9 protein-coding genes are annotated in these 12,125 nt (G+C 59.5%); all 9 read left to right on the forward strand.

Going from position 1 to position 12,125, the window contains the following annotated elements; translation table 11 throughout:
* Positions 1-14 precede the first annotated feature (14 nt).
* The 9 genes from LOC68_RS18340 to LOC68_RS18380 all read left to right on the forward strand — a co-directional run bounded on the left by LOC68_RS18340 (position 15) and on the right by LOC68_RS18380 (position 12,114).
* On the forward strand, positions 15-242 hold the full coding sequence (locus tag LOC68_RS18340) for a hypothetical protein (protein WP_230221427.1): 228 nt from the start codon (positions 15-17) through the stop codon (positions 240-242).
* 48 nt (positions 243-290) lie between these two features.
* Positions 291-1,388, forward strand: coding sequence for a 3-dehydroquinate synthase (aroB, locus tag LOC68_RS18345; RefSeq protein ID WP_230221429.1), 1,098 nt, complete (start codon positions 291-293; stop codon positions 1,386-1,388).
* Positions 1,389-1,609: 221 nt separating this feature from the next.
* Positions 1,610-2,278 carry a response regulator transcription factor gene (locus LOC68_RS18350; protein ID WP_230221430.1) on the forward strand — a complete coding sequence of 223 codons (669 nt, stop codon included), beginning with the start codon at positions 1,610-1,612 and terminating at the stop codon, positions 2,276-2,278.
* Between the two features lie 111 nt (positions 2,279-2,389).
* Positions 2,390-4,018, forward strand: a complete 1,629-nt coding sequence (locus tag LOC68_RS18355; RefSeq protein WP_230221441.1) for an HDOD domain-containing protein — start codon at positions 2,390-2,392, stop codon at positions 4,016-4,018.
* Between the two features lie 115 nt (positions 4,019-4,133).
* On the forward strand, positions 4,134-5,129 hold the full coding sequence (locus LOC68_RS18360; RefSeq protein ID WP_230221443.1) for a ZIP family metal transporter: 996 nt from the start codon (positions 4,134-4,136) through the stop codon (positions 5,127-5,129).
* 145 nt (positions 5,130-5,274) lie between these two features.
* Positions 5,275-8,190: a hypothetical protein gene (locus tag LOC68_RS28440; protein ID WP_261360166.1), complete on the forward strand. Its 2,916-nt coding sequence runs from the start codon at positions 5,275-5,277 to the stop codon at positions 8,188-8,190.
* 76 nt (positions 8,191-8,266) lie between these two features.
* Positions 8,267-10,060: an HlyD family efflux transporter periplasmic adaptor subunit gene (locus LOC68_RS18370; RefSeq protein ID WP_230221445.1), complete on the forward strand. Its 1,794-nt coding sequence runs from the start codon at positions 8,267-8,269 to the stop codon at positions 10,058-10,060.
* The gene (locus tag LOC68_RS18375) at positions 10,057-11,394 is read left to right on the forward strand and encodes an ABC transporter permease (protein ID WP_230221446.1); all 1,338 of its coding nucleotides are present in this window, start codon (positions 10,057-10,059) and stop codon (positions 11,392-11,394) included. The genes LOC68_RS18370 and LOC68_RS18375 overlap by 4 nt, the downstream gene beginning before the upstream one ends.
* Positions 11,395-11,415: 21 nt before the next feature.
* On the forward strand, positions 11,416-12,114 hold the full coding sequence (locus LOC68_RS18380) for an ABC transporter ATP-binding protein (RefSeq protein WP_230221448.1): 699 nt from the start codon (positions 11,416-11,418) through the stop codon (positions 12,112-12,114).
* The last annotated feature ends 11 nt before the right edge of the window (positions 12,115-12,125 follow it).

The following is a 12,125-nucleotide window of genomic DNA, read 5'->3' on the forward strand; positions in this document are numbered from 1 at the left end:
CGGAAGGGGGGCCGATGCCTGATCGCTTTGATCCATACCGCGAAGCGTTGATCGTAGAAGAACGCACGATCTGGCCTGCCGACTGTGAGATTCCGCTTGCCGATCGGGGGCGAATCGAACGCTTACTGCAAGGCGACGCGGCGAGTTGCAGTCATTTGGAATACGTCCGGGTTCATACCGGGTTTTGCCGTACGATTACCGTGACGGCGGAAGATCTCGATCGAGTCGGCGCACGGGCCTGATTGGTTGGGATCACTTTCGACACCCTCTAACTTGTGAAGCGAGCAGCGTTGACGGCGGAACATGAAATCGTTCGCGTTCAATTGAGCGAACGAAGCTACGACATCGAAATTGGCGCAGGAATCATTCCGTCGGCGGCTGACTTCTTCGCCGCGCGAACCAAGATTTCGCACGCGATCATCATCACCGACGACCAGGTTCGGCCTCTCTACGCCGATACGATCGCCGCTGCTTGTACGGCGGCCGGCATGCGGACGACGTTGTTGTCGGTCCCGGCAGGGGAAACCAGCAAGTCGATCGCGATGGCCGATCGTCTCTGGAACGAAAGCCTGGCCGCCGGCGCCGATCGCAAGTCGGTCGTGATCGCGGTTGGCGGCGGCGTGATCGGCGACCTGGCCGGTTTCATCGCGGCGACGTTTGCGCGGGGCCTTGCGTTCTTTCAAGTTCCAACGACGCTTCTGGCGCAAGTCGACAGCAGCGTCGGCGGCAAAGTGGGGATCAATCTCCCGGCGGCCAAGAACATGGTTGGCGCCTTTTGGCAGCCGCAGGGAGTGTTGATCGACGTCGACGTTCTCACGTCGCTACCGGAACGGGAGTATCGCGCCGGCTTGGCCGAGGTGGTCAAATATGGCGTGATCCTGGACGCTGATTTCTTCGCTTATCTAGAAGCGAATGTTGATGCGATTCGCGAAAGGGAGCAAAAGGTCCTCACTCAGGTGATAGCACGCTGCTGCCAGCTGAAAGCGGACGTCGTGCAGGCCGATGAGCGCGAAACCACAGGCCTACGCGCCGTGCTGAACTACGGACATACGTTCTGCCATGCGTTTGAAGCGACCTGCGGCTATGGCGAACTGCTGCACGGCGAAGCGGTTTCGATCGGCATGTTGTGCGCCTCGCGCCTGGCCGAATCGATGAATCGAATTTCTGCGGAAATTACGCAGCGTCAGTTTAAGCTGTTGACCGCATTGGGTTTGCCAACGGCCCCGCCGCAGGTGGATATTGACCAGGTCATGGCCGCGATGCAGCGCGACAAGAAGGTCGAGCATGGCAAGCTGCAGTTCGTCTTACCGAGCGCGATGGGTAAAGTTGAGCTTGTGGGTAGCGTATCCACTAGCCTCGCAAAACAGGCAATCAGTGATGGACAATAGAGCATAAGTCTTCTTGCGCCTGACCGCATGTCCGATGTGGAAACGCGCCAAATCGCAATTCGCACATATCGGAATTTTTTCCGAACTCTATAGTGAGGGGCTGTGACGTAGCCTTGTAATCCGCATTAGGCAGATGCGGAATAACCGCAGGCCGCGTCACCTTCTTCGTTCTAGAGTTTGTCCGCACTGACAGCGGACCTGGTTATTGCGATGGGGCAGATATGAACCAACAAAAATTCGTCTATGTGTTGGATGACGATGCGGAAGCGCGTGCTTCGCTAGCCACGGTAGTCCAATCGCTGGGCTATCCGGCGTTGGAATACGAGTCGGCCGAGGCCTTTCTCGAGCAGTTTGAACCAAATCGACGCGGATGCGTCGTTGCGGACGTCCGGATGGGAGGCATCTCCGGCGTCGAATTGGTTCATCGACTGCAAGAGCAGGATCTCAACTTGCCGGTTGTTGTAGTTACTGGATTCGCCGACATTCGATTGGCGGTCAGCGCGATGCAGGCAGGCGCGGTCACCTTCCTCGAAAAGGTCGGGCGTCCGGGCGAGATCGCCGATGCGATTGAAAAGGCGATGGAGCACGAAGAGATTCGTCACGAAGCGGTTTCGGAACGAGACGATTATCGTTCGCGAATCGATTCTCTCTCGGCGGATGAACGAGATGTGCTCTTACGCGTCTTGGACGGCAAGCCGAACAAGGTCATCAAGAAGGAACTGGACATCGGTTTGCGTACTGCAGAGCTCCGTCGAGCGAATGTGATGCGCAAGATGGGGGCTCGCAGTCTGGCCGAACTGGTCCGGATGACGCTGGTCGCCGGCCTTGCGCCTCCCGCTCTGGAGATGAGCGAGCTGCCTCAGCAGCAGGAACAGTCGAAAGCTTCGTAGCGATCGTAGCGGTTATTTGGGCGATCGTAACGCACGGAATGAGCTAGTCTTAAAGGTAACGCCGAAACGATCCGGTTCGCCTTCTAGCTCCCCTCATTCCGCCCGCGACCTATGACCGCCCGACCTGCCGCCGAAGCCGGCTATATCCAACAGTTTGTAGAGCGAGCCAGTTCGCTCTACTCGTTGCCCGCCGTGGCGATGGAAGTGTTGGAATTGACCGGCCGTCCTTCGATCGACGCCGCTCAAGTGAAGAGCTGCATCGAGCGAGACCCTGCGCTGACGATCAAGATCTTGCGCGCGGTGAACAGTCCGTTGTTCGGCCTCTCGCGGCAAGTCTCCGACTTGCACCAGGCGTTGGCTTTGTTGGGGATGAAGCCGCTCAAGCTGTTGGTGCTCGGGTTTAGCTTGCCACGGGAGATGCTGGACGGCGTCGAAGCGGATTCTCTCTCGCGATACTGGAGCGTCGCTCTGACCAAGGCGGTCGCCGCCCGCGAAATCGCCGAGTATCTCGGCTATCGCAACGGAGACGAAGCGTTCATCGCCGGATTGCTGGCCGACATCGGCATGCTGGTGTTGATGCAGGATCTCGGCGCGCCCTACGCACAATTCATCCGCAAGGCGGAAGAGGAAGCAGCGTCGCTGCTGGAGATGGAAGTCGGTACCCTCGGCTTCGATCACATTATTCTCAGCAGTCGGCTGCTGACCCATTGGAAGCTTCCTGATTCCGTCATTGATTCGATCGCGGCGATCAAGCCGCTGCCGCTAACCGCGCCGCTCGAGCTGGCGAACCTTTCCGAGACGGCCCGGACGTTGGTTCTGGCGGATCGTTTGGCCGACATCCTGGTCGGCAAGCGTCTCGCTGCGCTGCCGGCCTGGGTCGAAGCGATCGCGAAATACGTTCCATCCGACAAGACCGACTTTGAAAACCTGGCGGTCCGCATCGAAGAGAAAGTCAAGCAATTGGCCGCCGTCATGCGGGTTCGCATCGACGAAAAGGCTTCGTACGTGGACGCCATGTTAACGGCGTATGCGCGACTGGCGGAAGTCGCCAGCGAAGCGGCGCTCGACGTGGCTCGTCGCGATCCGGAAGAGCTCGAGCTGCAAACCGCGTGGGAAGAAGCGAAAGAGCTGACCAGCGCGATGCAAAGCTTTCGCCAGCGCCCGCTGACTGCGGCGGCGCCGGAAAAGCCGAGCACGCTGAAGTCTTCGCCGGCGGTCGCGACGATCGAAACGGCGAAAGCGTCTCCGAAGGACGTCGCCTTGGACAAAGCGTCCGTTGCGCGACTCGATTTCGACGTGCAGCGTTGCCGGCAAATGCGGGAACCGATCTCGGTGTTGCAGCTGACGATCGATCGCTATGACGACCTGCTGTTGCATGCCGGTCCGGATGAAGCGATTCAGACATGGCGCCTGCTGGAGAAGGCGGTTGGCGCCATTATCGGCGACGCAGGAAGCTGCTTTGCGTCGGCCGACGCCGTCTTGATGGTCGTCCTGCCGATGCAGGATCGCATGCAAGCGGTTGAAACGGCTCGGCGGCTGGTGGCCGGAATTCGCACTTGGTCGCTTGCTCGGGCCGAATCGGGGCGATTTTCGCCGCTGACGATCAGCGTCGGCGCCGCCGCGATCGCGCTGCCCCCCAAGAATTTCCCGTCCGGCGAACTGGCTGACGCCGCGACCCGCTGCATGGAAGTCGCTCGCCGGAGCGGGGGCGATAGCGTCAAAAGCATCGAGATTCTCTAGGTTACGGCCCGAATTGGCTTGCTGCGACCCGTTTCTTTTTGCAATCCACTTGCATTTTCGCGCCAAGCGTCTATCGTGAACAAATTCGTTCCCGTGCGCAGCTCCCCATAGGGTCATGGATCAATTCGTCGTACTTACCGTTTATTGCGGCCTGATCGTCGCTGCATCAATGTTGGGGGGCGCGCTTCCCACGATGATGCGACTGACGCATACGCGCATGCAATTGATGATGAGCGGCGTCGGCGGCTTGATGTTGGGAGTCGGAACGCTCCATTTGCTGCCGCACGGGGTCGCCGAAAGCGGCTTGATTGACTTGGCGGTCGGCGGCATGTTCGCCGGCATCCTGACGATGTTCTTTCTAATGCGCGTTTTTCACTCGCATCATCACGCTCCAGTCGAGAAAGAGTATCCCGAAGTCGTTGCGGAAGAGCAGGCTACGTGCGAACTAGAACACGAGCACGAACACAAGCATGACCATGATCATCATCATGGTGGGCACGGTCATGGGCATTGCGATCACGACCATGACGCCGGCGATCCTCATTCGGTTTGGCGCTGGCTGGGAATCTTCCTGGGGTTGTCGCTGCACACGCTGATTGACGGCATCGCGCTGGCCGCCGCCGTCGAAGCGGCCGCACATGTCGAAACCGGGTTTGGCAGACTCGCGATCGGCGTCTTTTTGGGAATCGTGCTGCACAAGCCGCTCGACGCGTTGTCGATCACCTTCGTCATGCGGGCCGGAGGCTGGTCGGCTACGACGATGAACCTGATCAATTTCGGCTATTCGCTGATGTGCCCGATCGGCGTCGTCCTGTTTTACTTGGCGCTCGGCAGTCTCGATATGAGCTGGCGTCACTACGTGATCGGCGGGGCGCTGGGATTTGCGGCCGGCGTCTTTATCTGCATTTCGCTCGCCGACATCCTGCCCGAAATTCAGTTCCATTCGCACGACAAGTGGAAGCTCTCGAGCGCCTTGCTACTGGGCGCGTTGCTAGCAGTTGCGATCGGCTGGCTCGAACCGCCGCATACGCAACGTCATCAACCGGCGCCGACCGGAGGCCCCGTCACTCCGCTGGCATTGCCGGCGCCGAAGCCTGCTGGCCAGCAATAGTCGCGCGACTTTAACGATTGCGGCGACGCCAAGGGTTCTAGCGGTGATGATGCAGTCGCCGTAGCGGTTGTGACGATTTCTCTGCATGTAGTGGTTAATCACCCCGGCTCCGTCGTGCGCGGCGAGGGAGCCTTCAGGCGAACCTATGAACTTCATGCCCCAAAAACCGCTTTGGAAGCTGGCGACATGCGCTGCGCTGTCGACGCTCCTCTGCTGCGCGCTGGCCGGTTGCAATCGCTACGGGTATGTCGCCAACGCCGACGCCGAAGCGAAGGCGCTGGTCACGCAAAAGTCGAACGATCCGCGCTGGGCGATCGACAACTTCAATATCCAGGTCTCTCCTCGCAGTCGCTACTACGATTCGTATGACCCGGTGAAGCCGCCGATGCCGCCGGACGATCCCTACTCGCACGAGTTCATGCATCGGGTCGACGGGATGCGGGGATGGAGCCATTGGGGACGCAACGGCGTTCGGCCGATTCTGGAAAACCCTCGCTGGCTGGAAGAGCTCTATAACAGCTCCGAGGTGACCGAGCAGGGACAGATCATGCTCGATCTGGATGACTCGGTACGATTAGCGATCTTGCAGTCGCCTGACTACCAGCAGCAGTTGGAAACGATCTATCTGTCGTCGCTCGACGTTAGCACGGAACGTTTTCGCTTCGACGTGCAGTTCTTCGGCACCAGCTTCACCCAGTTTCAACATCTCGGACAAGAGCGGATTGGGGGCGAAAGCAGCCAATTACGACTCGATAACGGGCTCACCGCGAATCGCCAATTCGCGACCGCCGGCGAGTTCTTAGTCGGCCTGGCCAACTCGACCGTCTGGGAGTTCGCCGGCCCGAACCAAGGGGTCACGACGTCGATTTTGAACTTCGGCCTGGTGCAGCCGCTGTTGCGAGCCGGCGGTCGCGTGATCGCGCTGGAACAGCTGACGATCGCCGAACGAACCTTGCTGGCGAACCTGCGAGCCTACGCGCAGTATCGCCAAGGTTTTTACACGCAAGTCGCCTTCGGCGAACTCGGCGTCTCTGGCCCGCAGCGTCGCGGCGGTTTCTTCGGCGGTACCGGTTTGACCGGGTTTACCGGGCAAGGTAGCGGCGGTTTCGGCGGCGTGGGTGACGCGACCGGTTTCGGTCGAGGTTTCAGCGTCAACGGCGCCGGTGGAGCAGGGGCGAGCGGCTCTGGTTTCGCTGGCGGCGGCGCTGGTACCGTTGGCGGGTTTCTCGGTCTCTTGCAGCAGTTGCAGCAGATCCGAAACACGCAAGATAGTCTGTCGGCCCAGGAGCGAACGCTGGATCTGCTGGAGGCGAACCTCGACGCCGGCCTGATCGACATCGCGCAGGTTGATCAGTTCCGTCAGAGCATCGAAACGGAACGAGCGAACCTGCTGCAAGCTTACAACAATCTTGAGACGTCGCTCGACAACTTCAAACGGTCGACGCTCGGCTTGCCCCCGAATCTGCCAATCGCGCTGAACGACCAATTGATCGAAAAGTTCAAGCTGACCGATCCGGCGACGACGCAAACGCAGGTCGCCATCGAAGAATACATCTCCCGCTTCGGCGACTTGCCGGTGATTCCGACGCTGGAAGATTTGAAGATGTCGATGGAGGACGTCGACGTGCTGCAAGAGCAGGTCGACGCGCGAGTTGGCGAAATTCCCCAAGACTTACGCAATCTGGAATCGGTAACCCAGGCCCGCACGTTGGAAATGACCGATGCGGAACGAGGCCTGTTCGAACGCGACAAGGATCGTTTGCTGGAAGAAGTGAACGACTTGCAGGAACGGAACGCCGCGAATCGCGAGAACGTCGGCAAGCTCGCCGATGAAATTGGAGAGGTTCAGCCGAACGTCGTCGCCGACCGGATGGTCGCTCGCCTGGTCGACATGAAGAACCTGGTCAGCGAATTGGGACTGATTGAAGCGCGGGCTCGCGTGGAGCAGATCTCCGTCCCCCGCATCTATCTGACGTCGGAACAGGCGCTCGAGATCGCTCGCGCCAATCGCTTAGACTGGATGAACAATCGGGCGTCGCTCGTCGATACCTGGCGGTTGATCGAATACAACGCCAACGCCCTGAAGTCGGACCTGACGATTCGCTTCAGCGGCGATCTGCAAACGATAGGTGAGAACCCGGTGCAGTTCCGTGATCAAACCGGCTCGTTGCGAGCGTCGGTGCAGTTCGACCCGCCGTTGACGCGATTGGTAGAGCGGAATAGCTTTCGTCAGCAGTTGATCGAGTATCAACAGGATCGTCGCGATCTGATCCAGTTTGAAGACTCGGTCGCGGCCGACTTGCGGGCCTCGCTCCGTACGCTGGAGCAACTTCGTTTGAACCTCGAGATCCAGCGTCGCGCGGTTGTGATCGCAATTCGCCGCGTCGATCAAACGCGTGAAGCCCTCAGCGCTCCGGTCGCGCCGGCCGAGCCAGGCCAACCGGCGCTGTCGCTTGGTCCGACCGCCGCCCAGAACTTGCTGTTCGCGTTGTCCGACTTGCGGAATACGCAAAACAACTTGATGAGCGTTTGGCTCAATTACGAAGCGAATCGGATGCGGCTCTATCGTCAGCTCGGCATCATGCAGATTGACCACGAAGGGATCTGGATCGATACGCCGCTTGATTTGCGTCCCCCCGAAGTGAAGCCGGAAGAAGTGGAATTGCCTCCGGCCGTTCCGGCGGAATGGTTCCAGGAAGGGTACTTCGAGTTTCCGGAAGAGAAGCAACCGGCCGAAGAGGCGGAGTCGACCGAACTGGCGCAACCCGAGTCGCCGGAGCCGCCGATGTGGCGGGTCGATCGTTGGATCACCCGGTTGCTGCCGCAAGGCAAACAGCAGACAGTGGCCCAAAGCGAACCCTCGGCCTACCAAACGCCGGAGCCGTCGCCAGACGACGAGCAGGAAGAGCTCGTGGCGCCGCTGCCGGAGCCGTACGAGTTCCAGGTCAGTCGTGAGCGGCGGTATACCAACGGGGAAATCCAGCAAATGCTGCAGGAGATGCGGGCCCGAAAAGAGGGGCGAGAGACCCCAACGCCCGTCGAGTCGCCTGAAAGCGGATGATTTTCGTTCGGAACCTGCGATAATTGAAGGGGTTAAGTCTAGATGACGACTTTCCCGCCATCCAAGGACCAGCGAAATGTCAGAAGCGTTTGAAAACAGTTCGCCCGAATCGCGCCCCAATCTGCACCTTGACACGCCGCGGCGCAGTTGGTTTTGGCCGATTCTCTTTTTGCTGATCATCGCGGGGATTGGGTTCGGCGCGTACTATCTTCCGTCGTCCGGTCTGCTGAGCGTCGATGACGAAGCGACCGGCGCACTGACGTACGAAGTGCAGCGTGAGCAACTGCTCGTCACCGTTACCGACGACGGCAACGTCGAAAGCGCCAGCAACATCGACGTCAAATGCGACGTCGCCGGCGGCGGCACGATTCTCTGGATTGTCGAAGACGGCAAACGGGTCACCAAAGGGGAAGAGATCATCCGCATCGATACGTCGGCGATCGAAGATCAGCTGAACGCGCAGAAAATCGTTTACGAAAAGGCGCTCGCGACCAAGATCGAAACGCAAGAAGCGTACGAAGCGGCGAAGCTGGCCGTGCAGGAATACGCCGAAGGAACCTTTCTCCAGACGCTGCAACAGCTGGAAGCGTCGATCAAAATCGCGCAGCAAAACCTGACCACTGCCGAGGATATGCTTGGCTATAGCAAGCGAATGTCGCGCAAGGGTTATGTCACGTCGCTTCAGCGCGAAGCGGACGCCTACGCGGTGGAACGGGCCAAGCTGGACTTGGAAGTGGCGGAAACTAGCAAGCGGGTGCTGGTCGATTTCACCAAACAAAAAACGATTCGCGAATTGGAAGCGGCCCGCGATTCGGCGGAAGCGCGCATGCGGTCGGAAGAAGCGGCGTTCCAATTGGAAAAGGCGCGGCTCGATCGGCTCCAAAAACAGCTTGCCAATTGCGTCATCAAAGCGCCGCAAAACGGGATGGTCGTCTACGCCAACGAATCCGATCGTCGCGGCGGCTCGCAGGATACGGGGATTGCCGAAGGAACGATCGTTCGCGAAGGGCAGACGATCGTCCGCATTCCAGACTTGGCGAAGATGCAGGTCAAAGTGACGATTCACGAATCGAAGATCGATCGGATTCGCAGCGGGATGCCGGCGCGGATCGTCATTCAGGATCGGACCTTCGCGGGACATGTCACCAGCATCGCGAATCAGCCCGAACCTACCGGCTGGTTTTCCGCCAACGTCAAAGAGTATGCGACGATCGCTTCGATCGATGGAACGCAAGAGGGATTGCGACCTGGTTTGACGGCGTTTGTGGAAATCCAAGTCGCCGACATTCGGGACGCGCTTACCGTACCGGTCTCGGCGGTGGTCGAACAGCGTGGTAAGTATTTCTGCTGGGTGAAGGCGACCCTTGGACCGGAACGTCGCCCACTGAAGTTGGGACATACCAACGACAAGTTGATTGAAGTGCTGGATGGGGTGAAGGAAGGAGACCTCGTGCTGCGTAATCCGCGGGCCGTGGTCGCCGACGCTCGTATGTACGCGGAAGAAACTCCTGCCGAACCGGGCGAGGAGGAAGCGAGCGAAGAAAAAGAGGCCGAAGGTCAAGCGAGTCCTTCCGATCGCCCGACAAGTGGTGGTCCGACCGCTGGTCCGCCCGGCGGAGGTCCCGGCGGCGGAGCTCCGCGTCTCGATCCGTTCGCCAACGACGCCGACAAAGATGGCAAGTTGAGCAAGGACGAAGCGCCGGAGCAGATGAAGAACTACTTTGATCGGATCGACAAAGATGGCGACGGCTTTATCACGCGCGCCGAAATGGCCGCGTCTCGCGCCGCTCGCGAACGATCGCAGCAGGGAGGAGGTCCTCCGGGAGGAGGCGGACCGAGCGGATCCGGCGGAGGCCCGCCCCGTCCATGATTCAGCGTCTCGTTTCGACAATTCGGCTCGGCTTCAAGAGCCTGATGCTGCACAAGCTCCGGTCCGGCCTGGCGATGCTCGGCATCATGATCGGCGTGACGGCGGTGATTTGGCTGGTTGCGATGGGGGAAGGAGTCAGCTATCAGGCGCAACAGCAGATCAAAGATCTGGGCGCGACGAATGTGATCGTTCGCAGCATGAAGCCGTCCTCCAATTCGGCGACCGGCAGCAGCTTCATTATTGAATACGGGCTGACCCGCGACGACTTTCAGCGGATTATCGAAGGGGTTCCGTCGATTCGCCGGGCGTCGCCGATGCGCGAGATCAAAAGCGACGCACGAGCCGGTTCGCGCGAGAGCGAAATTCAATTGCTCGGCGTGACGCCTGACTACCGCGATATGAACCATCTGTCGCTCGAGCGAGGTCGGTTTATTTCAGACCGGGACGTCGACCGAGGCGAAAACGTCTGCGTGTTGGCGTCCTCGGCGGCCGTCAACTTGTTCGCCCACGAGAACCCGATCAACCGCTTTGTCGAGATTGCGTTCAACGGTAAGACCGACGTCTACAAGGTGATCGGGCAGACTGCCGATCGAACTCCGTCGGCGGCGATCGGCGGCAGTCTCGCGGGACGCGACTTCAATACCGACGTCTACATTCCGCTGACGACCCTCCGTAATCGAATCGGCGACCAGGTGATTACGTCACGTTCCGGCAGCCGGGAAGGGGAAATCGTCCAGTTGTCGCAGATCACGGTGACGGTTGGCGAAGTGGAGGAAGTGGAAGAAGCGGCGGCGATCATTGAGATTTTGCTGGAGAAGTATCATCCGCTGGGAGACTACGCCGTCGTTGTTCCGAGCGAACTGCTACGACAGGCGGAGATGCTGCGGATGATGTTTAACGTGCTGTTGATTTTGATCGCCGGGATTTCACTGTTGGTTGGCGGCATCGGCATTATGAACATCATGTTGGCGACCGTTACCGAGCGTACTCGCGAGATCGGCATCCGCCGCGCGTTAGGCGCCACTCAGGAAGATGTGATCGTGCAGTTCCTGGCCGAAACGGTGGTGTTGTCGGCCGCCGGCGGTTTGATCGGCGTCTTTTTCGGATTCGGCTGCATCCCGGCGACGTACTTGGCTCAGGCCGGCATGGAACGATGGTTGCCGGAAGTTTGGAGCACCTTGCCGGGGACGATTCGCGATCTTCAACCGCGCATCGCCCTCTGGTCAATCCTAGCGTCGTTTTTGATTTCGGTCGGCGTCGGCGTGTTGTTTGGACTTTATCCGGCGCGGCGCGCGGCGAAGATGGATCCGATCGAAGCGCTGCGTCACGAATAGTTGTTGGGAGCGATGCAAGCCATGCGAATGGCGGCCGAATTTGAGAACCTGCAGAAGCACTACCACCTGGGAGACGTGGTGGTGAAGGCGCTGCGCGGCGTGACGGCCGCGTTTCCTGAAGGAGACTTCGTCGCGCTGATGGGCTCTTCCGGTAGCGGCAAGAGTACGCTGCTTAATCTGCTCGGCGCGCTCGATCGTCCGACCAGCGGTCGTTATATCTTGGGTGGCTACGACGTCTCGACTTTGAACGATCGGCAGTTGTCGCAAGTTCGCAACCAACTGATCGGCTTTATTTTTCAGTCGTACAACCTGATCGCGCAGTACACCGTGCTGGAGAACATCCAGGTGCCGCTGCAATATCGGCCGGGTAGACCGCCGATCTCTAAGCGAGATGTGAATCGCTGTCTCGATCTGGCTGCGCAAGTTGGTCTCACGGAACGACTCGACCATCGACCATATCAACTATCCGGCGGTCAACAACAGCGCGTCGCGATAGCGCGGGCTCTGCTGAACGATCCCGCAATCATCTTGGCGGACGAACCGACCGGCAATTTGGACTCCAAGACCGGCAAAGAGATCATGCAGATCCTGGGGCATCTCAACCGTGAAGGGCGGACCATCATCATGGTGACGCATGAGGCGGATATCGCCGAACAGGCGAAACGGCAGATCTACATGCGCGACGGACTGATCGCCGGGGAAGGGATTTTCCCCGGCTAAGGGAAACGGAG

Source organism: Blastopirellula sediminis (assembly GCF_020966755.1).
In the GTDB taxonomy this organism is placed as follows: domain Bacteria; phylum Planctomycetota; class Planctomycetia; order Pirellulales; family Pirellulaceae; genus Blastopirellula; species Blastopirellula sediminis.

Coding starts and splice junctions, on each gene's coding strand:
- LOC68_RS18340 (WP_230221427.1), top strand. CDS start 15: ATGCCTGATCGCTTTGATCCATACCGCGAAGCGTTGATCGTAGAAGAA.
- LOC68_RS18360 (WP_230221443.1), top strand. CDS start 4,134: ATGGATCAATTCGTCGTACTTACCGTTTATTGCGGCCTGATCGTCGCT.
- LOC68_RS18370 (WP_230221445.1), top strand. CDS start 8,267: ATGTCAGAAGCGTTTGAAAACAGTTCGCCCGAATCGCGCCCCAATCTG.
- LOC68_RS18350 (WP_230221430.1), top strand. CDS start 1,610: ATGAACCAACAAAAATTCGTCTATGTGTTGGATGACGATGCGGAAGCG.
- LOC68_RS18375 (WP_230221446.1), top strand. CDS start 10,057: ATGATTCAGCGTCTCGTTTCGACAATTCGGCTCGGCTTCAAGAGCCTG.
- LOC68_RS28440 (WP_261360166.1), top strand. CDS start 5,275: ATGAACTTCATGCCCCAAAAACCGCTTTGGAAGCTGGCGACATGCGCT.
- LOC68_RS18355 (WP_230221441.1), top strand. CDS start 2,390: ATGACCGCCCGACCTGCCGCCGAAGCCGGCTATATCCAACAGTTTGTA.
- LOC68_RS18380 (WP_230221448.1), top strand. CDS start 11,416: ATGCGAATGGCGGCCGAATTTGAGAACCTGCAGAAGCACTACCACCTG.